The following is a 25,499-nucleotide window of genomic DNA, read 5'->3' as shown; positions in this document are numbered from 1 at the left end:
TATGAACAGATTCAGCGAACAGACCCGCCATGGGCCAGAGCTTCCCCGCAACGCCGAGCTGCTGCGGATCACCGGGATCCGTTTGCAGCGTATCCATTTTTTTGATGATGCATCGCTGGATGTCTGTGAGGTGTTAAGTCAGGTACGCACGCCGCTACCGCTCGATCTTTTTTTCAAGCACCTTTCCATCACCGCAAAACAGCAGCTATTTCTGTGGCAAATGCGGCAGGTACTGGCACTCTCAGGAAGTTATTCGCTGAATTTATCCGTCAGGATGCTGACCTGTCTATCGTGGATTGCGCAGCTCGCTCGGCAGGCGCATCAGGGGCGGATTGTTATCGAAATACAGGATCCTGGCACCATGATGCGACTGGAAAAGGCAGAACAGCAGGCCGTATGCATTGCCGTTAAAACCCTGGTGCGTCACGGGTTTCGCGTGTGGCTGGATGATGTTTCGCCTGAGCTATTTTTTGTCTGGCGACTGTCTGGCATCCGTTTCGATGCCATCAAAATTGAAAGCGGAATGTTTCATCAGTTCAGGACGTCGGAGTGGCAGTTGAGGGTACTGGTCAATCAATTTCGCGGGTTGGGAGAACGGGTTGTGATCGAGGGGGTGGAAACGCCGCAGGATTATGCCATTTGCCGTATGAGCGGCGCAGATGCTGTGCAGGGATTTTTGTTCGAGCAGGAAGTATTACCGAAAGGCCTGAATCATTGCTGATTCAGGCCATGGTCATTATTCGCTCAGCGTCTGTGCGATATCTTTTTGCACCTGCTGGCGCTGTTCTGGGGTCAGTACTTTGTTCAGGTCGAAATAGTATTTCACGCGGTAATAACGCGCCTGCTGTTCGATATTGCTGAACGCGGAAAGCTGTTTTTTGACGGCGGCTTCATCCCATTTCCCGGACTTGATGACGTCAATCAACGCGCCGTCTTTAACATCCTTCACCGATATCTGGCTAACGTTGGTTTCAAGCTGCTGGTGCAGTTTTTTAATCTGCGCAACCTGATCAGTGCTCAGTTTAAGGTGCTGAACTACCGGGTCCTGAGCTGGTGCGGGTACATTGGATACGTTTGCTGCAAGCGTGCTAAAAGAAGCGCCAGCCACGGTTGCCGCCAGCAAAGCCATGCGTACGAAGTTCTTCATTTCGGGATCCTGATAAGGGAATTATTAACTTTGTCTGTCACTCGCTGGTGACGAGTGATTATCCTTTGCAGAATACGATGCCCGAAACACGTCGCCACGCGAATTTGTTTTGCGGTTGGTTACGGAGTGAAACAATCCCGCTACGGAAAACGTTGTGCAGCGGGAGGGAAGGCGATATCTACAGCGTGAACGGGTCAGCGTCCTGCCAGGCGGGGAATTTCTCGCGGTACTCGCGCAGCGCCGAGAGTGACAGTTCAGCGTCAATGCGCGTAGCCTGATGTGGCTCGGCGGTGGCAATAATCTCCCCCTGCGGATTAATTACCCGGCTGTCACCGCGATAATGATGGCCGTTACCGTCAGTACCCACGCGGTTACATCCTGCTACATAAGCCTGGTTCTCAATTGCCCGCGCGGTGAGCAGAACCTGCCAGTGTAGCGAACGCGGCGCCGGCCAGTTGGCGACATACAATGCCAGGTCGTAATCGTTGCGGTTGCGCGACCATACCGGAAAACGCAGGTCATAACAGACCAACGGCAGAATGCGCCAGCCGCGCCATTCAAAAATAACCCGCGCGTCACCCGCCTGATAATGTTGATGTTCATCCGCCATGCGGAACAGGTGGCGCTTGTCATAGAAATGGACATTACCTTCGGGTTCGACCAGCAAAAAGCGGTTTACCGGGCCACGTTCAGACAGGAGAGCGGCGCTGCCTGCTATAAGGGCGTTCGTCTGTTGCGCCTTAGTGCGCATCCAACTGACAACCTCTTCCTGCGGCAGCGATTTGCTTGCCGCTTCCATGGCAAATCCGCTGGTAAACATTTCAGGTAACACAATGACATCACGTCCGGTGACGGTTTCCAGTTGGCGGTCGAAATGGCGCAGGTTAGCCGGACCATCCATCCAGATCAGCGGTTGTTGCAGCAGAGTAATTTTCAAACCGGGCACGATCGAGGCTCCTCATTGAACAACATTTTGACACTGTAGCATGAGCTCTAACTGAAATGTGGCAATAAAAAGCCCCGCATTAAGCGGGGCTAAACGTTGTGCGTGTGTCGTTACGCGGCTTCGACTTTACGCACCTTCTCTGGCAGCTTTACCGGCTGAGTCGCCAGCGCCTCGGGTTCAAAGTCATCCACGTTGATGCTACGCAGACGACTCGCTTCGGCTTTCACCAGAATTGCGGCTTCATCTTTATCAATCAGCCCTTTAGCCAGCGCATTGTGCGCCAGTTCATCCAGGCGGGTAAACGGCAGGTTTTTACCCAGATCTTTGCAGATCCGCTGGTGGATAGGGTCGGCTGCAATCACATCCAGCAAAGCCTCTTCCAGCAAACCTACCGGGTTATGCTCGCTCGGCGTCAGGTATTGACCGCGGCCAAGGCGAGAACGGGTGGCGCTCGGAACCTGCAGAATCTTCGCGACTTTATGATCCAGCTTGTCAGACGGTGCATGGTAGTGGCGACCGGTAGGGAAGATAACCACATTCAGCAAGCCCGCGACCAGTCGGTTCGGGAAGTTTTTCAGCAGGTCGTCCATCGCCTGTTCCGCTTTGTACAACGCATCCTGAACGCCCCAGTGAACCAACGGCAGGTCTGCTTCATTACGGCCTTCATCGTCATAACGCTTCAGTACCGCAGAGGCCAGATACAGCTGACTTAATACATCGCCCAGACGCGCGGAGATACGTTCACGGCGCTTCAGGCTACCGCCCAGTACGGCCATGGAGACATCCGAAAGCAGTGCCAGGTTAGCGCTCAGACGGTTCAGATGCTGGTAGTAACGTTTGGTCGCATCGCCGGTTGGCGTGCTGCTGGTTAAGCCACGCGTCAGGCCCAGCCAGAAGCTGCGCACTTTGTTACTACCGACGTGGCCGATGTGTTTGAACAGCAGCTTGTCGAACGCATTCACATCGTTACTCTGTGCCGCAGCCATCTCTTCCAGAACGTACGGATGGCAGCGAATCGCCCCCTGACCGAAGATCATCATGCTCCGGGTCAGAATGTTGGCACCTTCAACGGTAATGGCGATAGGCGCGCCCTGATAAGCACGGGCGAGGAAGTTGCTTTCGCCAAGCATAATGCCTTTACCGCCAGTAATATCCATTGCATCGATGATTGACTGCTGTCCACGGTGGGTACAGTGATACTTCACGATGGCCGACAGCACCGCCGGTTTTTCACCCAGCATAATACCGTAGGTAATCAGCGACGCCGCTGCATCCATCACGTACGCGTTACCCGCAATACGTGCCAACGGCTCTTCAATACCTTCCATCTTACCGATAGAGATTTTGAACTGGCGACGAATGTGCGCATACGCGCCGGTTGCCATTGCGACCGATTTCACGCCGCCCGTCGAGTTAGACGGCAGGGTAATACCGCGTCCCACGGACAGACATTCCACCAGCATGCGCCAGCCCTGACCGGCCATTTTTGGGCCACCGATGATGTAATCAATCGGCACGAAGACATCTTTGCCCAGCGTCGGACCGTTCTGGAACGGCACGTTCAGCGGGAAGTGTCGACGCCCAATTTGTACGCCTGGCGTTGACGTTGGGATCAGCGCACAGGTAATGCCGAGATCTTCTTCACCACCCAGCAGTTTTTCCGGGTCGGAGAGTTTAAATGCCAGACCCAGTACGGTAGCGATAGGCGCCAGCGTGATATAACGCTTATTCCAGGTCAGGCGCATACCCAGCACCTGCTGGCCCTGCCAGTCGCCCATACAAACCACGCCGGTATCAGGGATCGCGCCTGCATCGGAACCCGCTTCCGGGCTGGTCAGAGCAAAGCAGGGGATCTCCTGACCACGTGCCAGACGCGGCAGGTAATGATTCTTCTGCTCTTCGGTGCCGTAATGCTGCAGCAGTTCGCCAGGGCCTAGGGAGTTAGGTACGCCAACGGTGATCGCCAGGATCCCGGAAACGCCGGAGAGTTTCTGCAGAACGCGAGCCTGAGCATATGCGGAGAATTCCAGCCCGCCGTACTCTTTCTTAATGATCATCGCGAAGAAGCGGTGTTCTTTCAGATACGCCCACAGTTCCGGCGGCAGATCCGCGAGTTCATGGGTGATCTGGAAGTCGTTCGCCATGCGGCAGGCTTCTTCCACCGGGCCGTCAATAAACGCTTGTTCTTCAGCTGTCAGATGCGGCTGAGGATAGTTATGCAGTTTTTTCCAGTCTGGCTTGCCCTGGAACAGGTCGCCTTCCCACCAGGTTGTACCGGCATCAATCGCCTCTTTCTCAGTGCGCGACATCGGCGGCATGACTTTACGGAAACCGCGGAACACTGGCGCAGAGATCATGGATTTGCGCATTGGCGTAAAGTTAAACGGTACGAGGAGAATGGCCAGAGGAACCAGCAGCCAGATTGACCACAGGCCAACCACGCCAAGCGCAGCTGTCCAGGCGAGCAAAATTAAGCTGCTGAGGAATAAGCTCACGCGGTGATAAAACAGAACGCTGAGCAGAACAACCGTAGCGATAATACTCAAAATCATCATAACGAAAAGCTCCCTTGCTTGTAGGAGGTCTGACCACTTGTGATGATATGGTTGTAGTGGATGTAAATTCTTTTAGCAATGTGTTTACAAAATAATTACAACAAAGCTCACATTGTTGCTGTTTTAACCGGCACAAAAAATCAAAAGCCGCAGCCATTCCTGTGGCTTGTACTTCTCGCTGGTAGCGCTATCCGGTACACTGCATCTTGTCATTTACATTCATGCTGAAGGATATCCTCATGTACCAGGATCTTATTCGTAACGAACTGAGCGAAGCGGCGGAAACGCTGGCTAATTTTCTTAAAGATGACGCCAATATTCACGCCATTCAGCGCGCGGCGGTCCTGTTGGCAGACAGCTTTAAAGCTGGCGGTAAGGTACTTTCTTGCGGTAACGGCGGTTCCCATTGCGACGCGATGCACTTCGCCGAAGAGCTGACCGGACGTTATCGCGAAAACCGCCCAGGCTACCCGGCGATCGCTATCTCTGATGTCAGCCATATCTCCTGCGTCAGCAACGATTTCGGTTACGATTATGTCTTCTCCCGCTACGTTGAAGCCGTGGGTCGCGAAGGCGATGTCCTGTTAGGCATCTCTACTTCGGGTAACTCCGCTAACGTGATTAAAGCGATTGCCGCAGCGCGTGAGAAAGGGATGAAAGTCATCACCCTGACGGGTAAAGATGGCGGCAAAATGGCGGGCAGTGCGGATATCGAAATTCGCGTACCACACTTTGGCTATGCTGACCGCATTCAGGAAATTCATATCAAAGTGATCCATATCCTGATCCAGTTGATCGAAAAAGAGATGGTGAAGTAAGAAGGCTATTTTATTTGCCATTTTGAATCCGGGCAGTGCCCGAAATCCTCACGTACTACGTGTACGCTCCGGTTTCTGCGCGCTGTCCGAATCTAAACTGGCTGCAACAATTACGCCTTCCCGCTTAAAGGCGTTTGTGGAGGTGATGTATGTGCGAACTGCTCGGGATGAGCGCCAATGTGCCAACCGATATCTGCTTTAGCTTCACCGGGCTGGTTCAGCGCGGCGGAGGTACCGGGCCGCACAAAGACGGCTGGGGTATTACGTTTTATGAAGGTAAGGGTTGCCGTACGTTTAAAGATCCGCAACCCAGCTTTAATTCGCCTATCGCCAAACTGGTACAAGACTATCCCATCAAATCCTGTTCCGTGATTGCCCATATTCGTCAGGCGAATCGTGGCGAAGTGGCATTGGAAAATACCCATCCATTTACGCGTGAACTGTGGGGACGTAACTGGACGTACGCTCATAACGGACAGCTCAGCGGCTATAAATCGCTGGAAACCGGTAATTTCCGCCCGGTTGGGGAAACCGACAGCGAAAAAGCTTTCTGCTGGCTGCTCCACAAGCTAACTGAACGGTATCCGCGTACGCCTGGCAATATGACGGCAGTGTTTAAATATATCGCGATGCTGGCAGGAGAATTGCGTGAGAAGGGCGTCTTCAACATGCTGTTGTCTGACGGGCGTTATGTGATGGCTTTCTGCTCGACCAACCTGTTTTGGATCACCCGTCGTGCGCCGTTTGGCGTGGCGACACTGCTGGATCAGGATGTGGAAATCGATTTTAGCTCAGAGACCACACCCAATGATGTGGTCACCGTGATTGCCACTCAGCCGCTAACCGGCAATGAAACCTGGCAAAAGATTATGCCAGGCGAGTGGGCGTTATTTTGTCTCGGGGAGCGTATAGTTTGATGCCAGTTGCGGCTGAACCACTTCGTGACTCAACGGCTTGCTGATAACGTAACGGCCATCGACGACGGAAACGGTCGGTGGCTTACGCGTTTGTTCAAAGTAATCGTAGCCAGGCTTTAGCTGCGCCCAGAATTCTTTGTAATACGAGAACTTATGGCGCTGCATGTTGGCATCGGTCATGCGGAATGGATAAATGCTAACCTGCACGCTGGACTGCCCAAATACCAGTGCGCCGGTGACAAACTGGAAAATCTCATCAATGCCGTTGTCGGTCATTGCGTAGCAGCCGACGGAAACGCAGGCGCCGTGGATCATCAGGTATTTACCTTCATAACCGTGTGCGCGGTCGTAGGCGTTAGGGAAACCAATGTTAATCGCTTTATAAAAGCGGCTATCCGGTTTCAACTGTCCGCGCTGTACGCTGTAAAACCCTTCCGGGCTTTTGAAATCGCCCTGACGCTGTTTCGGACCTAAGCCGCCGGAATAATTGCAGATCTTATAGCTGTCGAGCAATTGATACTGTTCGCCCATCTTGACGTACAGATCCAGCGTTCGCTCTTCTTTGAAGATCTGGATATAGACGGGGGAGCCCATTAATTGCTGCTTATATTCTTTGCTGACAGGCGTAGTCGGGCTGCTGCTGCTCAGCAAACCGGCAAATGAAACGCACGGCAATAAAAGCATCGCAAGAAAAAATGCGATTTTACGCATACTGCTTATTCCTTGATAAAACGATTACACACGCCAGGACGGCAAAAAGAGTTCCCAAATCGGATAAATCTGGATCTGGAGCGCTCACATTATCACCCAGAGAGTTTTTCGCAAGTCTCTCGTGCGGCGTTTACACTTTAGATTTTCTTTATACGGAAAATTGTGCTTAAAGGCAGTCAGACACTGACGTATTTTGTGGGTTAGCGCACGTCATTAAGTCTTCTGAGTGCAGAATTCCTAATATATTGAATTTAAAAAATTAATAATTTAATAATCGAATATTAAAATGGAATGCCCGGCAATAGCGGTAGACTGCGGCGAACGTGTTTGATTAGGTAGTGTTGTTTTCATGTCTTTTGTCTCTGCGCCCCGACGCTTTTTGCCGGGTCTGCTGTCTTTGTGTGTTGTGTTGTCCTCGCCGTCTGTCGCCAAAGTTCAGCCCCTCTTATCTGACGCCCATTTAAGCTATGCGGCGCAATTACGCATGCGTAACCGCGCCCGGCTGCTGAAGCAGTACCACGCGCAGGTAAAAAAGCAGGCAAGTTATGTGGTGGAAGGTAATGCGCAAAGTAAAAGCGCGCTGCGCCAGCAAAACAGGACGCTGATTAAACAGCACCCGGAGTGGTTCCCGGGGCCACTAAAAGCGAGCGATCAACGCTGGCAGGAGCTGGCTGAGAATGACCATTTTCTCAGTAGCGATCATCTGCACAACATAACCGAAGTGGCAATCCACCGTCTTGAGCAGCAGTTAGGTAAACCCTATTTGTGGGGCGGGACCAGCCCGGAACAAGGCTTTGACTGTAGCGGGCTGATCTTTTATGCCTACAACAAAATTCTGGCAGCAAAATTGCCACGTACGGCGAATGAAATGTATCACTATCGGCGGGCGACCATCGTCGCTAATCGCGACCTTCGTCGTGGTGATTTATTGTTCTTTCATATTCACAGTAGGGATATTGCCGATCATATGGGCGTCTATTTGGGGCAGGGACAATTTATTGAATCGCCGCGTACGGGAGAAACGATTCGGGTGAGCAATTTATCCGATGACTTCTGGCAGGATCATTATCTCGGCGCTCGTCGTATTCTGACGGAAAATACCATTCTGTAATCAAAAAGGCGGTGCGAATGGCACCGCCTCGTCAGGGGTTAACTCAACGCCCCCATAATCTTTAATTCCAGCTCATCCGGAACTTCGTTATATGACAACACCTGTAAGCCTGGTGCAAACAGGCGCGCATAGCGCGCAAGCAGAGGACGTAGCTGCGGTGCGACCAGCAGTACCGGCTCTTTACCCGCGGCTTTCATCTGTTCTTTAATCTGCGGCATATTGGTCTGGAACTGATTCAGCATATTAGGATCGACCGGTACGCTATCGAGCACCACTTTGCCGCTTTGCTGAGCCTGATTCACTACATTAGCCAGCAGATTCTCCAGCTCATTATTCAGCGTGTAGACCGCCAGCTCATCTTTGCGCACAAACGGATGGGTAATGCTGCGACGGAGCGCCAGACGCACATCTGCCGTCAACAGAATATGATCTTTAGTGACGGCGCTACTGGCGACCAGTACGGTGGCAATGGTAACGATATCGCGCAGCGGCACGCCTTCGACCAGCAGCGCCCGATAAACCTTCAAGAGCTGGCTGTAATTCAGCGCCGCGCTCAGATCTTCCGCCAGACGGGGGGCCATCGAAGAGAGGCGGTTATGCAGTTGGGTAATATCATCGTAGTTAAACAGGTCGGGAATAAAGTTGCGAATGACCTTATTCACATGCGTCGCAATGACGCTGGCACTATCAATGACCTGATACCCCATATTTAGCGCTTTGGCTTTTTGCGCCGGGACAATCCACGTCACCGGCATACCATAGGCCGGATCGTGGCCTAAAACACCATCGATCTCGCCATACGTTTCATTGGAGGGCAGCGCCATCAGCTTATCTGAGGGAATATCGGCCTCATCAGCTTTGATCCCATTGATAAAAATGGCGTACTGGGTCGGTTTTAGACGGAAGTTTTCGCGAATGCGAATTTCCGGGAGCAGCACGCCGTTAGTGTCTGAGATAACCTGCCGTACACCGCGAATACGTTGAGTGAGCGGATTCCCTTTGGATTTGTCTACCAGCGATACCAGCTTGTACCCCAGGCTCAGGCTGATTGGCTCGATCAAAGGAATAGTTTCCCAACTGACCTGTTGCTCGGTGGTTTCAACGATGGTTTTGGTCAGCGTCTCAAGATTTTTCTCTTCAGTTTCAGACACCTTCGGGCGCTTGCTCATACGCCAGGCGGTGAACCCCATCAGGGCGCTGAACACCAGGAACGGGAAATGCGGCATTCCCGGTACCACCGCCAGTACAAACATAATGCTGGTGGCGGTATAGAGTACGGAGGGGCTGGCCAGTAACTGGCTACGCACGTCTGTGGCGATATCACCGCTGTCGCTCACGCGAGTAACGATAATCGCCGCCGCCGTCGACAGCAGCAGAGATGGGATCTGGGCAACCAGACCGTCGCCGATGGTCATCAGTACGTATTGCTGGAATGCGGCTTCGGCGCTTAAATCGTATTTAAAAATACCGATACAGACGCCGCCTATCAGGTTGATGGCCAGGATCATCATCCCGGCGATGGCATCACCGCGCACGAACTTCGACGCACCGTCCATTGCGCCATAGAAATCCGCTTCGCCCGCCACATCTTTACGTCGCGCCTGCGCCTGGGCCTGATTAATCAGGCCTGCGTTCAGATCGGCATCGATCGCCATCTGCTTCCCGGGCATGGCGTCCAGCGTAAAGCGGGCCGAAACCTCGGAGATACGCTCGGCACCCTTGGTAACCACGATAAAGTTGATGATCATCAGGATGATGAACACCACAAAACCGACGACAAAGTTACCGCCGATCACCACCTGACCAAAGGACTCAATCACCTTACCGGCAGCGCCTGCGCCCATATGGCCGTGCAGTAACACCACGCGCGTTGATGCTACGTTCAGCGTCAAGCGCATTAAGGTGGTGATCAGCAAAATGGTCGGGAACAGGCTGAATTCGAGCGGGCGTTTCGCGGAAACGGCCACCAACAGCACCATCACCGCCAGCACGATGTTAAAGGTGAACAGAATATCCAGCACGGCCGGTGGTAATGGCAGGATCACCATCGCCAGGATAGACAGTATGACCAGCGGAATGCCGATGTTACCGTTACGCAGCAGCGCGAGGAATTGTTTAGTTGTTTTCGGCATCCAGTTTAAGAACCTCTTTTGGAATGGAAATATGTCTGTTCAGCGAAGGGCGTGCTTGTGAACCGTCACGCCAGTGCTTCATTTGCAGTACATAGGTCAGGACGTGTGCTATCGCCCGATAAAGTTGAAATGGGATCTGTTGATTGACCTGGGTGGTGTAATAAACGGAGCGCGCCAGCTTAGGAAATTCAACAATCTCAATATTGCTCTCCGCCGCCACCTGACGGATATACAGCGCGATTTCATCGGTGCCTTTGGCGACAACGAAGGGCGCGGCGGCGCGCGACTGGTCATACTGTAGCGCCACGGCATAGTGGGTTGGGTTGGTGATCACCACATCGGCTTTTGGCACCACCTTGCGAATTTGCCCCATCGCCATTTGCCGTTGCAGGCGACGGATCCTGGCCCGTACCTCCGGCTTACCTTCCTGATTTTTATACTCTTCCTTCACTTCCTGTTTGGTCATCTTCAACCCTTTGGTGAACATTTTTTTCGCCAGAGGAACATCAATCAGAGCGAAAAAAATAAACAGGATGACAAAGTTGCGCATGATGCTGCTGTACAGCGCCAGGCCATCGCTGACGGCCTGTTTGAAATACAGCTCCTGTAGCCCCAGAAAGGCGGCAACGTTATTGCGTACGCTAATCCACAGCATCACCAGCAGTACCATCGCTTTGAGCGTCATCTTGCCGGTGTCCACCAGATGGTCGGTGGAAAACAGACGGCCAATCCCTTTGAGCGGGCTTAATTTGCTAAAGTCCGGCAAAATTTTCTTCGGCAGGAACAGCCAGCCTCCGGGAATCAGCGAGGCAAACAGCGCCGCAACCGGCATGGGTAACAGCGTCAGGATGAACTTGGCTAAAATCAGCAGATGGTGCTCAAGGAACTGGCCGATAATGTCCGGATCATTAATGTTCTGCGCATACTGATGCACACTGATAAAGCTTTCGCGGACAAAATCTTCATACCAGTGGAAGCTGCTGGAGATCACCATAAACGCGGCAAACAGACTGGCGGCAAGCCCCATATCTTTTGAGCGCGGAATTTGCCCCTCTTGCCTGGCTTTGCGAAGTTTTTGCGCCGAGGGTTTTTCTGTTTTTTCTTCGCTGCTGCTATCCGCCATAGTGCCCCTTGAGCGCGTCAAGTTGCTGCAAGACGAAATTTGCCAGGTGCAAATAGTGGTCGGGCAGGTTGTAAAGCAGAGTCGCAAAGCAGACAAGACCCGCCAGCATGTTGATCGGAAAACCTAACGAGTACAGGTTGAGCGGAGGCGCAATGCGGTTCAACAGGCCAAAGCAGCCCTGGACAATCAACATGATAAAGGTTGTCGGTAGCGCCAGCAGGGTGGCCGCGGCAAATACCCAGCCCAGCCCCAGGGAAATGGTGCGCAAAGATTGTGGATGCAGCGCATTACCAATCGGCCAGTAAGTAAAGCCTTTGAATAAAATGCTCACCAGCAGCAAATGCCCATCCATCGCAAAGAACAGGATCACCGCGTAGATGTTGATCATCTCCGCCAGTACCGTCGTTGATGCGCCGCTGCTCGGGTCGTTCATCACCGCCATGCTCATCCCCATATTGAAAGAGAGGATCTGGCCCGCCAGCTGCAGCGCTAAAAATAAAAACTGCAGCATCAGGCCGAAAAGCATGCCCCACAGAAACTGCTCTGCGGTCAAAATAATGCTGTTGATCGACAGCAGGCTGTCAGGAACCGGATGGGGAATAAGCGGCGTAATGATAAAGGCCAGCGCCAGGGACAAAATAATGCGTATGCGCACCGTGAGCGCCGCGTTATCCAGTACCGGCGCGTAGTGAATAAACGCCATAATGCGCACGAATGGAAACCACATGCCCAGTATCAGGTTACTTAATTGTGTAACGTCTGTTTCGCGCATGTCAGTGCACCAGAATGGCGGCCTGAGTGAACAGATGCACGCAGAGATCGCTTAACTGGACGATCATCCATTTTCCGCTAATGCCCAAAACTGCGAGGGTGACGATAAGCCTGGGCAAAAAGCTGAGCGTTTGTTCGTTAATCTGCGTAACGGCCTGAAAAATGCTGACCAGCATCCCCACCAGCAGGCTGGGAACGACCAACACGCAGACTAAAATGATCACGACTTTTATGCCGCTGGCGACGATATCTGCGGCTACATCAATGGTTAACATATCCGATCTCCGTTAGCCCAGTCCCAGACCGCGAATACTGGAGGTCAGCGTACCGACGGTCAGCGCCCAGCCGTCAATAAGCACAAACAGCATCAGCTTAAAGGGGAGGGAAACGATCAGCGGGGACAGCATCATCATCCCCATCGCCATCAGCACGCTGGCGACGATCAGGTCGATCACCAGAAACGGGATGTAAATCATGAAGCCTATCTGGAAGGCGGTTTTAAGTTCGCTCAGCACATACGCCGGGACGATAATGGAGAGATCCTGATCGGCTGCATTACCTTTCGCGTTGGCGATCGTCATGATCTGCGTAATCGCTTTTTTGTTGGTCTGCGCCAGCATAAAGCGCTTCAGGGGCGAGGCGGCGGTGCTCAGGGCGTCAGGGAGCGTGATTTGATCGTTTTCAAAAGGCACAACCGCGTGGTCGTATATGTTGATCCAGACCGGACGCATCACCAGCATGGTTAACGACAGCGCAATGCCTATCAGTATGCGGTTGGGTGGCGTTTGCTGTAGCCCCAACGCCTGGCGCAGCAGAGAGAGAACAATAATAAAACGCGTAAAGCAGGTCATCATCAGCACCAGGGTTGGCAGAATGCCCACCAGGGTCATCAGGATCAGGACCTGGATTTTTACGCTGTATTCCTGGCTATTACCGTGTGAAATCACATTCAGCAACGGGATATCTCCCCCTTGCGCGCAGGCAAAGGGAGAAAGGATGAGTAATGAGATACCCAGTATGAGCGTGAGGGTTGGTGCGCGTTTCATGGTGCCAGGTCGTTGATTTCATGCGTGTTGAATTCAAGGACGCGCAGGCCATATTTTTCATTGACCACCACCACTTCAGCCTTGCCCAGCAGGATGTTATTAACCTTAATATCCAGCGGTTCACCGGCAAGCTTGTCCATCTCAATGACGGTGTCGTCATCAATGTTCAGCAGATCGGACAGCATCACTTCCACGGATGACACTTCCAGCGTTAGCGTGACCGGAATACGTTTGAGTAATGACATCGACTCGGAAAAGCGGTCTTCTAAACGCGCCACCAACGTTTCTGTTGCCGACGGTGCCGTTGGCGTGGTTGTTTGGGGCGCTAACTCGAAACCTTGCTCTAAAATATCTTCTGGCTTACTCATAGGATTTCTCCGTCTTGCTCGTTAATTCGGATAAAAACAGTTTGTCTTTGTCCTCTACGATCAGGGCATTAAATAATTCGGATTTCCCAATATAAACAGGGAAAGTTTCAGGCATTGCGATAGGTAAAATATCCCCGGGTTTAATTGTCGTCAGGTCGGCGACATTGAGGGGAATTTCTGCAATCTTGACGTTCATGGTCAGCGGCAGCGTATGAATGATTTCTTTAATCAGCGTTTTTTTACGCATCTCAACGTTGGCTTTATCAACCTGCTTTTTCTTCTCGCCGTGCTCGCTACGGCGGATTAAATTCAGAATGTAATCGGTATGGGAATCGTCCAGTAAGATGCGGAAACTGCAATTCTCCTCATCACCTAAAACAAAAGTGAGCTGATAAGCCCAATGTGTTTGTACGGTACTGCTGTCAGGTTTAAGCGTCAGCGGAATGCCTGATATGTTTTTATTAAAAATGATATTGCTAATATCCAGCGCCAGCCTGCTTCTCAGCCGGGTTTCCGTCTTGGTTGGTAAATCATCTTCTGAATTTTCGTCCGCAAGCGATGAAGTCAGGCCATAAAAGTTACCTAATAACATTAACAATAACGCGCGATCGATATCAAAAGCCAAATGTCCAACCTGCGAGACTAATAACTCAGCGCTTTTATTGATAACGTCCATCTCACATTGTATTTTTCTGAGTGTTATATTTGTGCGATGTTTTTTCAGAAAATAGTTTCCGAGATGTGATTCAATTGTATCAAAATTACCTGTAAACATAGTCGGCAGACGATGATAAGGACGCCCAAGCCGGTTGCCTTCAAGTTTAAAGATTCCGGGCGTTTGACTATATTTCAGCATGGTACGCTTTCTCAGCTGTAATTTCTGGGGCGGATGAGTTGATATCAAATCCCGCGGTTATAAAAGAAAATACTACTCCATTTAATTTATGGTTCATCCTTGACGCTTTCTCATATTGTTGAAGTCCATTAGATATGAAATGCAGTACCTACTCTCGTCTCTGATGTAGGGCTGGACATTAGATATTTTACCTCTCTCCTCTGCAAGTTATTAATGGTGTCAGGTTATAATTAAAAAATAATTAATTACGTATACGTGATGCTCCCCGCTAATCCTCTTACCTTGGTAAGGCACGTCTTGTGTGCCTTGGTTTTATACCTATACATCCATAACTTGTTGTTTTTTATGTAATAATAATTTTATTATCTTTTAATTTAAGATTGTTAAAGGCACCGGTGTTACTATTTTTTTAGGAAAAACCCTATTTTGAAATAGTCTTCGATAGGGCTGCCCTTTGATGGGGCGGTAAAACATGAGCAAGGATGGGATTAAAACATGGCACGGGCGATATCTATTATTCGATGATTGTGCTTTGGAATGATTTGTATATTTCTCGTAACGGATGTTAACTTTACTTCTAAGTGTAAAATAATCATGTTTGAACTTATTGCCGAAGCAGCCTCCAGTATCAATGTTTTTTCAATGGCAAGGCGTATTGCTGCGTTTAATGTTCCAGTGCTTATCCATGGTGAAACCGGTACTGGTAAAGAATGTATCGCCAAATTTATCCATTCAATTACGTTTGCGCAGGAGCCACAGGCCCCCTATATCGGGGTGAACTGTGCTGCTATCCCTGAAAATATGCTCGAAGCCACGTTGTTTGGTTATGACAAAGGGGCATTCACCGGAGCAGTGGCGACCGTGCCGGGGAAAATGGAATTAGCCAATAACGGTACATTATTACTGGATGAGATTGGCGATATGCCTTTAGCGCTACAGGCTAAAATATTGCGTGTATTGCAGGAGCAACAGGTTGAGCGCTTAGGCAGTAACCGTTTAATCAAACTGAACTTCCGTTTAATTGCCTGTACCAATAAAAATCTTGAAGAAGAAGTGGCTGCAGGACGCTTCAGAGAAGATCTCTATTATCGGTTGTCAGTTATTCCGTTGACGATGCCGCCGCTGCGCGAGCGTATGGAAGACATTATTCCGCTGGCGGAGTCCTTTATCAAAAAATACTCCACGGTACTGGTTAAAAATATCAAGCTTTCTGAATCGTCACGCCGGGCGTTACTCAGCTACGAATGGCCGGGGAACGTGCGTCAACTTGAGAACGCTATCCAACGGGGAATGATCCTGAATCGTGATGGTGTCATTTATCCCGATACCTTAGGTCTGCCATCCATTGAATCTGATTCCTGGAGCGAACCGCAATGGCAGCCAAAGCCCAGTATGCCAATAACGACCAGCGATAATCTGGGGCAGCATGGCCGTAGCGCGCAGTATCAATATATCGCTGACCTGATGCGTAAATATCAGGGTAATAAAACCAAAATTGCTGATTTATTAGGCATTACCCCACGCGCGCTTCGTTATCGTCTGGCGTCAATGCGAAAACAGGGAATAGAGATCTTTTCCTGAATCAGTCTGTGGTAGCGAGAACGCTTTTTTAATTTTAAGAGTAGGTCATGAGCATAAATACGATAGCCCCAGCCAGTACGATGCAGACGCAAATGATGCAGGACATGCAGCAGATGAAAGCGGTCGCTCAGGCGCCTGTCCTTTCGCCGATGCAGATTAACGCCGTGGGCGCCCAGTCGGCATCATCTCCGGTCTCGTTCGACCACGTCATGCAAGGCGCGCTGAATCATGTTGATCAATTTCAGCAGGTCGCGGAGCAAAAACAAACGGCCATTGAGATGGGGAAAAGCGACGACCTGGCGGGGGCCATGATTGCCAGTCAGCAGGCATCGTTATCGTTTTCTGCTCTGGTTCAGGTCAGAAATAAAGTCGCTTCCGGATTCAATGACCTGATGAGCATGTCAGTCTAACGCTATGAATGAATTAATAAAAAAACTCACTCAATTTTTACCCTCGTTCTCTTTTCGCCTGGATGGTAATAAACGTCTGGCGTTACTGGCGGCAGCGGCCATTGCGGCGACTGCCATTATTGTCAGCGTGCTGTGGAACAGCAATCACGGCTACGTTTCGCTGTACGGTAGTCAGGAACATCTCCCGGTTTCACAAATAGTTACCGTGCTGGATGGTGAAAAGCTGGAATATCGTATCGACCCGCAAAGCGGGCAAATTCTGGTTCCGGAAGAGGCGCTGTCGAAAACGCGGATGACGCTGGCGGCGAAAGGCGTGCAAGCCATGCTGCCCAGCGGCTACGAGCTGATGGATAAAGACGAAGTGCTGGGCGCCAGTCAGTTTGTGCAGAACGTCCGCTATAAGCGGAGCCTGGAAGGTGAACTGGCGCAGAGCATCATGACGCTGGACGCCGTCGAGAGCGCCCGCGTGCATCTGGCGCTGAATGAAGAGAGTTCATTTGTCGTCAGCGATGAGCCGCAAAACAGCGCTTCAGTAGTGGTGCGTCTGCATTATGGCAGCAAGCTGGACATGGACCAGGTAAATGCCATTGTGCATCTGGTGTCCGGCAGTGTGCCCAATTTGAATGCCTCGAAGGTTAGCGTTGTCGACCAGGCGGGGAATTTACTGTCCGACGGCATTGGCGCGGGAGAAGCCGTTTCTGCGGCGACGCGTAAGCGCGACCAGATCCTCAAAGATATTCAGGATAAGACCCGCGCCAGTCTCGCCAATGTCCTCGACTCGCTGGTCGGAACCGGCAACTACCGCGTGAGCGTGATGCCGGATCTCGATCTGAGCAATATCGATGAAACCCAGGAGCATTACGGTGACACGCCGAAGGTTAATCGTGAAGAAACGGTACTCGATAGTGATACCAACCAAATCGCCATGGGGATCCCCGGCTCGCTGAGCAATCGTCCTCCGTTGGCGGCAAACCAGGCGGGAAATGGCGCCACAGGGACGACGCCTGAGGATTCTCGCCAGCCAGCCGCGCTGTCAAAACATAGCGAGAACAAACGCGACTACTCCTGGGACCGTAGCGTTGAACATATCCAGCACCCTGGATTCGACATCAAACGTTTAAATGTGGCCATAGTCCTCAACCAGAGCGCGCCGGCATTAAAGAACTGGAAACCGGAACAAACTACGCAGCTGATGGTGCTGTTGAATAACGCTGCCGGGATTGATGCAAAGCGTGGCGACAATCTGTCCTTATCCCTGCTCAACTTTGTGCCGCAGTCGATCCCCGTCGAGCCGACGCTGCCTTTATGGAAGGATGACAGCATTCTGGCCTGGGTTCGCTTAATTGGCTGTGGCCTGCTGGCGTTACTGCTGCTGCTGTTTGTCGTGCGCCCGGTCATGAAACGATTGACTGTCGAGCGCCGCCGGACCTCTACGCCTGAACTGGCGCTGGACGCCGCACCGATCGCGATCCCTGCGGACAAGCCCCATTTTGCGGCTGCTGAAGATGAACGCAAAAATATCGAACTGCCTTCTTTCCCTGGTGACGACAGCCTGCCTTCGCAGAGTTCCGGCCTGGAAGTGAAGCTGGAGTTCCTGCAAAAACTGGCGATGAGCGACACCGATCGCGTAGCTGAAGTTCTCAGACAATGGATTACCAGCAATGAGCGAATTGACAATAAATAACGGCAGTAACAACAGCTACCTGGAACAGGCCGCAATTTTATTGCTGTGTCTGGGCGAGGAGGCGGCAGCCACGGTGATGCAAAAGCTCAGCCGTGAAGAGGTGGTTCGTCTGAGTGAAAACATGGCGCGTCTGTCTGGCGTGAAAACCAGCATGGCGAAAAAAGTGATCAATAACTTTTTTGATGAGTTCCGCGAGCAGAGCGGCATCAACGGTGCCTCGCGTTCCATGCTGCAAGGGATCCTCAATAAAGCGCTGGGAACAGAAATCGCCAGCAGCGTGATCAACGGCATTTATGGTGATGAGATCCGCTCGCGGATGGCGCGTTTACAGTGGGTGGAACCGCGCCAACTGGCGATACTGATCTCAGAAGAACATTTGCAATTGCAGGCCGTCTTCCTTGCCTTCCTGACGCCGGAGATCTCGGCCACGGTACTGTCTTACATGAATGAGTCGGTGCAAAACGAGATCCTCTATCGGGTTGCCAAGCTCAACGATGTGAATCGCGATGTTGTGGATGAGCTGGATCGGTTGATCGAACGTGGGCTGTCGGTGCTGTCCGAACATGGTTCGAAAGTGAAGGGGATCAAGCAGGCCGCGGATATCGTTAACCGCTTCCAGGGTAACCAACAGGTGATCCTCGATCAGCTGCGTGAACGCGATGAAGATGTTCTTGAGCAGTTGCAGGACGAAATGTACGACTTCTTTATCCTGAGCCGCCAAAGTGATGAGGTGCGCCGTCGTCTCCTTGATGAAGTGCCGATGGAAGACTGGGCTGTGGCGCTGAAAGGTACCGAAGCGCTGTTGCGCCGGTCGATTTATGCCGTGATGCCTAAGCGTCAGGTACAACAGCTGGAGGCGATAACGTCGCGCCTGGGTCCGGTTCCGGTGAGCCGTATTGAACAGATCCGCCGTGAAATCATGGGGATTGCCCGCGAGCTTGAGGAAGCGGGTGAAATTCAGCTTCAGCTGTTTGCTGAACAGACGGCGGAGTAACACATGGCGATTGAAACCATTCGTGGTCGTTACCGACTGCACCGCTTTCCTCCTCGCCAGCGCCATTTGCAGGCTGAACAGCTCACGCCGGGGATCACGCCTGCGGATTATCAGCGCCAACTGATGGACGGCTTCCAGGAGGGCCTGCAAAAAGGCTTTGAACAGGGGATGACGGAAGGTCAGGAGCAGGGCTTTCAGGAAGGCCATCAGAAGGGGCACGATGAAGGCCGTCGTCAGGGATACACTGAAGGCAGCTTGGCCGGGCAACAGGAAGGGCGTAAGCAGTTTGAGCAAGCAGCGCAACCGCTGGAAGCCATCACTGGCAAAGTGAACGACTACCTGGCGCACATTCAGCGTAAACAGCGGGAAGACCTGCTGCAACTGGTTGAAAAGGTCACTCGCCAGGTGATTCGTTGCGAGCTGGCGCTGCAACCGACGCAGTTACTGTCGCTGGTTGAAGAGGCGATTTCGGCCTTTCCTGCGATGCCTGAGTCGCTACAGGTCCTGCTAAGTCATGAAGAATTTAACCGCATTAAAGATGCTGCCCCGGAGAAGGTCACTGAATGGGGGCTGACCCCATCACCCGAACTGCAGGCGGGCGAGTGTCGGGTGATTACCGATAAATCCGAGCTGGATATTGGCTGCGAACATCGACTCGACCAGTGCATGTCGGCGCTCAAAGAGTCGCTTCTGCCGGAGCCGACGGGTGAGTGACCTGTCCAGCGTTGACAACGCGCTGCGTTCCATTGAGTCGATCCCTTTAGCCCGGGTTGCCGGGCGGCTGGTGCGCGTAAACGGCATTTTGCTGGAGAGCGTGGGCTGTCCGCTGGCGACCGGCCAGTTGTGCCGCGTCGAAAGCGCCGACCATACGTTGATCGACGCGCAGGCGGTAGGGTTTAACCGCGATATCACCTACCTGATGCCCTTCAAGCATCCCGTCGGACTGATGGCGGGTGCGCGCGTTTTCCCCGAAGAAAAAACCCAGGAGATCCTGATCAGCGAAAGCTGGCTGGGGCGAGTAGTCAATGGCCTGGGCGAACCGCTGGATGCCAAAGGGCGTCTGACGGGCAATGACGTATTGCCGCCTCAGGCACCTTCCATTAACCCCCTCACGCGTCGGTCGGTGAACCAACCGCTGGATGTTGGCGTTAAAGCAATCAACGGTCTGCTAACTATCGGCAAAGGCCAGCGCGTGGGCTTGATGGCCGGCAGCGGCGTGGGAAAAAGCGTACTGCTGGGGATGATCACCCGCCAGACCAAGGCCGACATCGTGGTGGTGGGGTTAATTGGCGAGCGTGGCCGCGAGGTGAAGGAGTTTATCGATCACGCTCTGGGCGCGGAAGGGTTGGCAAAATCAATTATCGTGGCGGCGCCTGCGGATGAGTCGCCGTTAATGCGTTTGAAAGCCACCGAGCTTTGCCACTCTATTGCCGCCTGGTTTCGCGATCGCGGACATCACGTTTTGCTGCTGGTGGATTCGTTAACCCGTTATGCCATGGCGCAGCGCGAGATTGCGTTGTCACTGGGTGAACCTCCGGCGACGAAAGGCTATCCACCGTCGGCGTTCGGCATGATCCCAAAGCTTGTGGAAAGCGCTGGGAACAGTGAAAGCGATGGGTCAATGACCGCCATTTATACGGTGTTGGCGGAAGGAGACGATCAGCAGGATCCGATCGTCGACTGCGCGCGTGCGGTGCTGGACGGGCACATTGTTCTGACCCGTAAGCTGGCGGAGGCCGGACATTATCCGGCTATTGATATCGGGCAGTCGATCAGTCGATGCATGACCCAGGTAACTCCCCACGCGCATCAGCAGTCGGCCCGCCTGCTCAAACAGAACTATGCCGCCTATATGGAAATTAAGCCGCTGATCCCGTTGGGAGGATATGTTGCAGGAGCCGATCCCGGCGTGGATAAGGCCGTCAAAGTGTTCCCCGCCATTGAGCGTTTTCTGCGCCAGGAAGTCAGTGAACCGGCCTCTCTGGAACTGGTGCAAAGCCGCTTACAGGCCCTTTTCCCGCAGGCAAAGAAAACGGAAGGTAAATAATCATGCGGCAAATTATCGATACCCTGGCGCAACTGCAGCGCCTGCGGGATAAATCAGTCAAAGATATGACGGTACAGCTGGCTAAACAGCAACAAGTTTGCATCGGTTTTGACAATAATATCAAAGCGCTGGGCTACCTGATTCAAAAAACCGGCACCGGCGTGGAGGTGCCTTGCGTTGAATCGCTCAAAAATGTGACCGGATATAAAGGCACGCTGCGCACGGTTATTGCCTGGCAAGAGCAGGAGAAAACGCTGGCTAAAATCAAAGAGCAGCGTATTCAGAAAAACCTGGTGTCAGCGGCATGTGAAGAGAAAATTGTCGCCATGACGCTCGATGATAAGCGCGATGAACTGAGCAATGAGGCACTGGTTAAAGAGCAAAAAGCCGTAGATGAAATTGCCGCACAATGCTGGCTAAGACAGAAGACGCTGGGAGTGGTATGAAAACGATCATTACTTTCGGCACGTTTGATGTTTTTCATATCGGGCATTTGCGTATTCTGCAACGTGCCAGACAGTTGGGGGAGCGACTGATCGTCGGTATCTCTTCCGATGCGCTAAATATGCAGAAAAAAGGTCGGATGCCGGTTTACAGCCAAAGCGATCGCATGGGGATTGTTGCCGGGCTGAAATGTGTGGACAGCGTGTTTCTCGAAGAGTCGCTGGAGAAAAAAGCGGACTATATTCGCCAGTTTAACGCCGATACGCTGGTGATGGGCGATGACTGGGCAGGGCGTTTTGATAGTTTGTCGTACCTGTGCGAAGTGGTCTATTTTCCCAGAACGCCATCGATATCCACCACCTCGATTATTGAGGTAATTACCAACCAAAATCAAAACCTGTAAAATAATATGAAAATAAGACTATTCATTGAAACTAAAGAAGTTACGCTGCCGCTTCAAATGTCTAATTTTATTCAAGATATGGATGGAGTAGTTAATATATTATTTATTTGTTCTGATAAATTGAGTGAAAAATGGCTGGAAAAGAATTCAAATATTGTTTTTAAATATAATGAATCCACACTACTGCCTGCGCTGGATAAAATATCACATGTACTAACTAAGCTCTCGCCAACAGCACTAGATATCCATGCGGCGCTGGCTGAAAGCTATGACTTACTTATTCCGTTGTTGATGAGATTAAACTCTCTTCGGTCGCTAATCCATCTTCATGTTTATGAAGGAGAGATAGCCGAGCTAGTTGCTGCTTCTGCACTTGAAAAAATCCCAGTAAATTTATTTAATAAATTGGTCACTGGATATGGTAATACCATAAGTATGGCATTAAATAATAATCATAACATGCCAAAAGATGAGTGGAATATTGCCGCCGGATATGCCTGGCATAAAGTGTTAACAACAACTTATTATCTACAAGAGAATAGCTCATTCAAAAATTCAAAGAAATTGCCTTGTGGTAATGTACCGGCAATCGATGAAAATAAAATAACGGATTTTCTGGAACTATTCAAGATACCAAATGGTATTTATTCTCAATTACGAAAGATAAGCTCGTCATCTCTACTATTACTCAGCACCTCACCTCGCTTTCCCTCGCTGAAAAAACAACATCAAGAAGCGCTTGTGGACGTTATTCAGCATGCAATCAATGAATTTGCAATTTCTGAAGAGAAAATCCTTCTCTTCCGCGAAAAGAAAGAGGGTGAAGTCGATGGTGAAATATTACGTCAGTTGGGATGCAAGGCTATCAAACTCCCTGAGTTAATCACTCTTAATTTTTTAAAGGTTCTACAAATATTACCTTTAGCCATTGCCGGATATTTTTCAGATGAACTATATCAAGCGCCAGAGAAAAGTATTCTATTTTTTCTAACAACAGAGTTACCAGAAGATACTGATAAGTACGCTGGTCACATCAACTTTAGCAATAAGAAAATTTATCATGTAAATGAGTTAGTTGGTGTTAAATCCGGTTCGTTTAAGAAAAGGGTATTTTATTGTCCTGGGTCGATGGGGGACGCGATCTACGCGTTGGGTTGCCTCACTGCATTTAGAGAATGTCATGATGAGGATTTTATCTTTATTGCACACAAATTGTATCATGACCTTATCGCTTCAAGTCCTGTGGTGGCACAGTATTGGGATATCAATGCGCTGACAGAAGATGCTTATATTGATATTGCGATTGCGCGTCAGGAAAATAAATTTCATTTCCTTGGCCACTGGGAGGATATAGTAGCATCTGAACATATGACGGATGCTTTTATCGGTGATAGTATTCATAATCATTCCTTGTGTAATAAGCAGCCTATGATTTCATTGGCGTCATTGGATAAGAAAAACGTCAATGATTTTATTCATAATCATCATTTGCAGAAAGAAAAAACAGTCTTATTACATCCCAATATAGGCTCTCCAAACCGGACGTGGACCGAAAAGGGATGGAATCAACTCGCGAAATACTTTATTGCTGCAGGCTGGAAAGTTGTCATTATTGGCAGCGATAATAATAAGTATCAAGAGAAGAAGATGATGGATATAGATATCCCGGAGGCTATCAATTGCATTAATCAGTTCTCTATGCTTGAGATGATTTATTTGATGGAGCGGTGTCAGCTACTGGTTGCTTGTGATTCTGGTCCTGTCGCACTTGCTGGACTCACTTCAATTGCTATTTGCGCGTTGTACTCTATTATTCCGGCCAGTTACCGATTGCCCTACAGGAATGGTCGGTATGGGTGGAATGCTATGGGTATTGATACAGAATGTCAGTTTGGTCAATGCGGTCACCTTATCATGAGTCCGCAATTCGTTAAAAACAAACTGGGCAAAGAATTTACACGTCCACGAGGTGATGAATTTTCTGTCTGGTGTCCGAATGATAAAAAATATCGGTGCATGAAGAAGGTTACCGCCGAATATTTTTGGCATCAGATTCAATTATTTTTGAGTTCTGATGATTATGTGAAAAATTCTTAAGTATTTCTATGATTAAATATTCTAAATGGAGTGGTTATGGGGTTTTTAGGTCGTTTTCCTTTACGCAAAATAGTTGAAAAATACCAGGTGACGCATTTGGTTGAAACTGGGTATGGTATTGGTAACTCATGTCGTATGGCATTGTCGGCAGGTTTTCACCATGCGTTGTCCTGTGAGATATATCAGCCATTGTATGAAAAAGCACTACAAGAAAAAAATGAAAATATTACAGTTTGTCCGGATGATAGCTTATCATTTCTGAACTCGGAAGCGGTCAATGATATTTTGAGGAGCCGCCGTAGTCTCATTTTTCTGGATGCTCATTATCCTGGTTCAGATTACTGCAATGAACACTATCGCAGTGACGAATGGGATAAAGATATTCGCTTACCACTAATTAACGAGTTGCGAATTCTGGAAGGCAAAATTGATAATGCGATCGTTATTATTGATGATTGCAGAATATATTTGAAAGACTTTGCCGTGACAAGTGGTACTTTACCAGAATATGCCGATCATGGGTTTGATCGTGCTAATGAGTTTATTGGACTATTAGAGAGTTTTGCCGATACGCACTCCTTGCACTGGTATCCTGAAGATACTGGATACGCAGTTTTATGGCCGCATAGTTTAGCTGGTGAAGCGATTAAACCACTCATTTTACCTGGGGATGTTACCAGTAAGTTTCTGATTAACCGGGGCGTTGTGGGGACGACCAGTATGTCTGTAAATCGTCGACTTATGGATGCACGGTTTACTTCTCGTTGGTTTGTTGGCGCTGGTTTGGATATAGGTGGAGGACCGGACAGTATTGGGATTTACCGCTCGCTTTTCCCTCTAATGAGAACGGTGACGGTCTATGACTTACCGCAAGGTGATGCCCAATACTTAGATAACGTTAGTGATGATAGTTTTGATTTTGTGTATTCTGCACACTGTCTGGAACATGTGGTTGACCCGTTCATTGCTATCAATAACTGGATGCGAGTGCTTAAACCAAATGGTCATCTCATTATTACTGTTCCTGACGAAGATATGTATGAACAAAAAGTATGGCCATCGACTTTTAATACCGATCACAAGCATACTTTCAGTATCTTCAAGAAAAGTAGTTGGTCACCGGTATCGATAAATGTATTGGAATTGATTCAGACGATAACCGCAAATCATGACGTTCAGAAAATTGAATTACTAAATCATAGCTATTTGTCTGGTCTCCCTCGGTTTGATCAAACTCGCACACCATTTGCGGAAAGTGGTATCGAGATTGTTATAAAAAAACGACCACAATAAAATTAAAACCACCGGTTTAACGGTGGTTTTATCGCCAATTCATAT

The 25,499-nt window shown here is 50.3% G+C and carries 25 protein-coding genes; 14 read left to right on the top strand and 11 right to left on the bottom strand.

Annotation, left to right across the window (positions count from 1 at the left end; genetic code table 11):
• Position 1 precedes the first annotated feature (1 nt).
• Entirely contained in the window at positions 2-721 is a 720-nt protein-coding gene (locus HVZ52_RS18350) for an EAL domain-containing protein (RefSeq protein ID WP_131380677.1), read from the top strand.
• A 15-nt stretch (positions 722-736) separates the two neighbouring features.
• Here HVZ52_RS18350 and HVZ52_RS18345 read toward each other — a convergent pair whose 3' ends face one another.
• From HVZ52_RS18345 to fadE, 3 genes are all read right to left on the bottom strand, one after another.
• On the bottom strand, positions 737-1,147 hold the full coding sequence (locus HVZ52_RS18345) for a Spy/CpxP family protein refolding chaperone (RefSeq protein ID WP_181598568.1): 411 nt from the start codon (positions 1,145-1,147) through the stop codon (positions 737-739).
• A gap of 178 nt (positions 1,148-1,325) precedes the next feature.
• Positions 1,326-2,093, bottom strand: a complete 768-nt coding sequence (locus HVZ52_RS18340; RefSeq protein ID WP_016151813.1) for an amidohydrolase — start codon at positions 2,091-2,093, stop codon at positions 1,326-1,328.
• A 110-nt stretch (positions 2,094-2,203) separates the two neighbouring features.
• A complete protein-coding gene (gene fadE, locus HVZ52_RS18335) occupies positions 2,204-4,648 on the bottom strand; it encodes an acyl-CoA dehydrogenase FadE (protein ID WP_181598567.1) in 2,445 nt (814 codons plus the stop codon).
• 239 nt (positions 4,649-4,887) lie between these two features.
• Here fadE and lpcA point away from each other — a divergent pair, with 239 nt between their 5' ends.
• Together lpcA and HVZ52_RS18325 are read left to right on the top strand one after the other, a co-directional pair.
• Positions 4,888-5,466 carry a D-sedoheptulose 7-phosphate isomerase gene (lpcA, locus tag HVZ52_RS18330; protein WP_016155760.1) on the top strand — a complete coding sequence of 193 codons (579 nt, stop codon included), beginning with the start codon at positions 4,888-4,890 and terminating at the stop codon, positions 5,464-5,466.
• A gap of 149 nt (positions 5,467-5,615) precedes the next feature.
• The gene (locus HVZ52_RS18325; RefSeq protein WP_016151816.1) at positions 5,616-6,383 is read left to right on the top strand and encodes a class II glutamine amidotransferase; all 768 of its coding nucleotides are present in this window, start codon (positions 5,616-5,618) and stop codon (positions 6,381-6,383) included.
• Here the strand turns inward: HVZ52_RS18325 and dpaA are convergent.
• A complete protein-coding gene (dpaA, locus tag HVZ52_RS18320; protein WP_016151817.1) occupies positions 6,354-7,094 on the bottom strand; it encodes a peptidoglycan meso-diaminopimelic acid protein amidase in 741 nt (246 codons plus the stop codon). The two genes, HVZ52_RS18325 and dpaA, sit on opposite strands and share 30 nt — an antisense overlap.
• 349 nt (positions 7,095-7,443) lie before the next feature.
• On the opposite strand from dpaA, the gene HVZ52_RS18315 reads away from it, so the two are divergent.
• On the top strand, positions 7,444-8,205 hold the full coding sequence (locus HVZ52_RS18315; RefSeq protein WP_016155761.1) for a C40 family peptidase: 762 nt from the start codon (positions 7,444-7,446) through the stop codon (positions 8,203-8,205).
• A gap of 38 nt (positions 8,206-8,243) precedes the next feature.
• Here HVZ52_RS18315 and HVZ52_RS18310 read toward each other — a convergent pair whose 3' ends face one another.
• From HVZ52_RS18310 to HVZ52_RS18280, 7 genes are read right to left on the bottom strand one after another with little or no spacing between them, the layout of a single operon-like run.
• Positions 8,244-10,337 carry a flagellar biosynthesis protein FlhA gene (locus HVZ52_RS18310; protein ID WP_181598566.1) on the bottom strand — a complete coding sequence of 698 codons (2,094 nt, stop codon included), beginning with the start codon at positions 10,335-10,337 and terminating at the stop codon, positions 8,244-8,246.
• Complete coding sequence (gene flhB, locus HVZ52_RS18305; protein WP_181598565.1) at positions 10,321-11,460, bottom strand: flagellar biosynthesis protein FlhB; 1,140 nt, start codon at positions 11,458-11,460, stop codon at positions 10,321-10,323. Before flhB ends, HVZ52_RS18310 begins: the two co-directional genes overlap by 17 nt.
• Positions 11,450-12,232 carry a flagellar biosynthetic protein FliR gene (gene fliR, locus HVZ52_RS18300; RefSeq protein ID WP_046275396.1) on the bottom strand — a complete coding sequence of 261 codons (783 nt, stop codon included), beginning with the start codon at positions 12,230-12,232 and terminating at the stop codon, positions 11,450-11,452. The genes flhB and fliR overlap by 11 nt, the downstream gene beginning before the upstream one ends.
• A 1-nt stretch (position 12,233) precedes the next feature.
• Positions 12,234-12,506 carry a flagellar biosynthetic protein FliQ gene (locus HVZ52_RS18295; protein ID WP_016151822.1) on the bottom strand — a complete coding sequence of 91 codons (273 nt, stop codon included), beginning with the start codon at positions 12,504-12,506 and terminating at the stop codon, positions 12,234-12,236.
• 12 nt (positions 12,507-12,518) lie between these two features.
• Positions 12,519-13,277, bottom strand: coding sequence for a flagellar type III secretion system pore protein FliP (gene fliP, locus HVZ52_RS18290; RefSeq protein WP_181598564.1), 759 nt, complete (start codon positions 13,275-13,277; stop codon positions 12,519-12,521).
• Positions 13,274-13,645 (bottom strand): FliM/FliN family flagellar motor switch protein, encoded by a 372-nt coding sequence (locus HVZ52_RS18285; protein ID WP_181598563.1) that lies wholly within the window; start codon positions 13,643-13,645, stop codon positions 13,274-13,276. Before HVZ52_RS18285 ends, fliP begins: the two co-directional genes overlap by 4 nt.
• A complete protein-coding gene (locus HVZ52_RS18280; RefSeq protein ID WP_019076071.1) occupies positions 13,638-14,501 on the bottom strand; it encodes a FliM/FliN family flagellar motor switch protein in 864 nt (287 codons plus the stop codon). Before HVZ52_RS18280 ends, HVZ52_RS18285 begins: the two co-directional genes overlap by 8 nt.
• Before the next feature lie 594 nt (positions 14,502-15,095).
• Here HVZ52_RS18280 and HVZ52_RS18275 point away from each other — a divergent pair.
• The 10 genes from HVZ52_RS18275 to HVZ52_RS18230 are packed head-to-tail and all read left to right on the top strand — an operon-like array spanning position 15,096 to position 25,454.
• Entirely contained in the window at positions 15,096-16,082 is a 987-nt protein-coding gene (locus HVZ52_RS18275) for a sigma-54 dependent transcriptional regulator (protein ID WP_016151826.1), read from the top strand.
• A gap of 47 nt (positions 16,083-16,129) precedes the next feature.
• Complete coding sequence (locus HVZ52_RS18270; RefSeq protein ID WP_029139418.1) at positions 16,130-16,492, top strand: flagellar hook-basal body complex protein FliE; 363 nt, start codon at positions 16,130-16,132, stop codon at positions 16,490-16,492.
• A 4-nt stretch (positions 16,493-16,496) separates the two neighbouring features.
• A complete protein-coding gene (gene fliF, locus HVZ52_RS18265; RefSeq protein ID WP_181598562.1) occupies positions 16,497-18,176 on the top strand; it encodes a flagellar basal-body MS-ring/collar protein FliF in 1,680 nt (559 codons plus the stop codon).
• Positions 18,154-19,170, top strand: a complete 1,017-nt coding sequence (locus HVZ52_RS18260) for a flagellar motor switch protein FliG (RefSeq protein WP_003838846.1) — start codon at positions 18,154-18,156, stop codon at positions 19,168-19,170. The genes fliF and HVZ52_RS18260 overlap by 23 nt, the downstream gene beginning before the upstream one ends.
• Before the next feature lie 3 nt (positions 19,171-19,173).
• Entirely contained in the window at positions 19,174-19,884 is a 711-nt protein-coding gene (gene fliH, locus HVZ52_RS18255; RefSeq protein ID WP_053389587.1) for a flagellar assembly protein FliH, read from the top strand.
• Positions 19,877-21,217 (top strand): flagellar protein export ATPase FliI, encoded by a 1,341-nt coding sequence (fliI, locus tag HVZ52_RS18250; RefSeq protein ID WP_046275400.1) that lies wholly within the window; start codon positions 19,877-19,879, stop codon positions 21,215-21,217. The genes fliH and fliI overlap by 8 nt, the downstream gene beginning before the upstream one ends.
• A gap of 2 nt (positions 21,218-21,219) precedes the next feature.
• A complete protein-coding gene (locus HVZ52_RS18245) occupies positions 21,220-21,663 on the top strand; it encodes a flagellar FliJ family protein (protein WP_019076076.1) in 444 nt (147 codons plus the stop codon).
• Positions 21,660-22,064, top strand: a complete 405-nt coding sequence (locus HVZ52_RS18240; RefSeq protein ID WP_181598561.1) for an adenylyltransferase/cytidyltransferase family protein — start codon at positions 21,660-21,662, stop codon at positions 22,062-22,064. Before HVZ52_RS18245 ends, HVZ52_RS18240 begins: the two co-directional genes overlap by 4 nt.
• Before the next feature lie 6 nt (positions 22,065-22,070).
• Positions 22,071-24,161 (top strand): glycosyltransferase family 9 protein, encoded by a 2,091-nt coding sequence (locus HVZ52_RS18235; protein ID WP_249417943.1) that lies wholly within the window; start codon positions 22,071-22,073, stop codon positions 24,159-24,161.
• A gap of 36 nt (positions 24,162-24,197) precedes the next feature.
• Positions 24,198-25,454 carry a class I SAM-dependent methyltransferase gene (locus HVZ52_RS18230; protein WP_181598560.1) on the top strand — a complete coding sequence of 419 codons (1,257 nt, stop codon included), beginning with the start codon at positions 24,198-24,200 and terminating at the stop codon, positions 25,452-25,454.
• Positions 25,455-25,499: the final 45 nt, after the last annotated feature.

The organism is Citrobacter sp. RHB36-C18, from assembly GCF_013814485.1.
Lineage (GTDB): Bacteria > Pseudomonadota > Gammaproteobacteria > Enterobacterales > Enterobacteriaceae > Citrobacter > Citrobacter braakii.
This window is presented reverse-complemented; position numbering and strand designations above follow the sequence as displayed.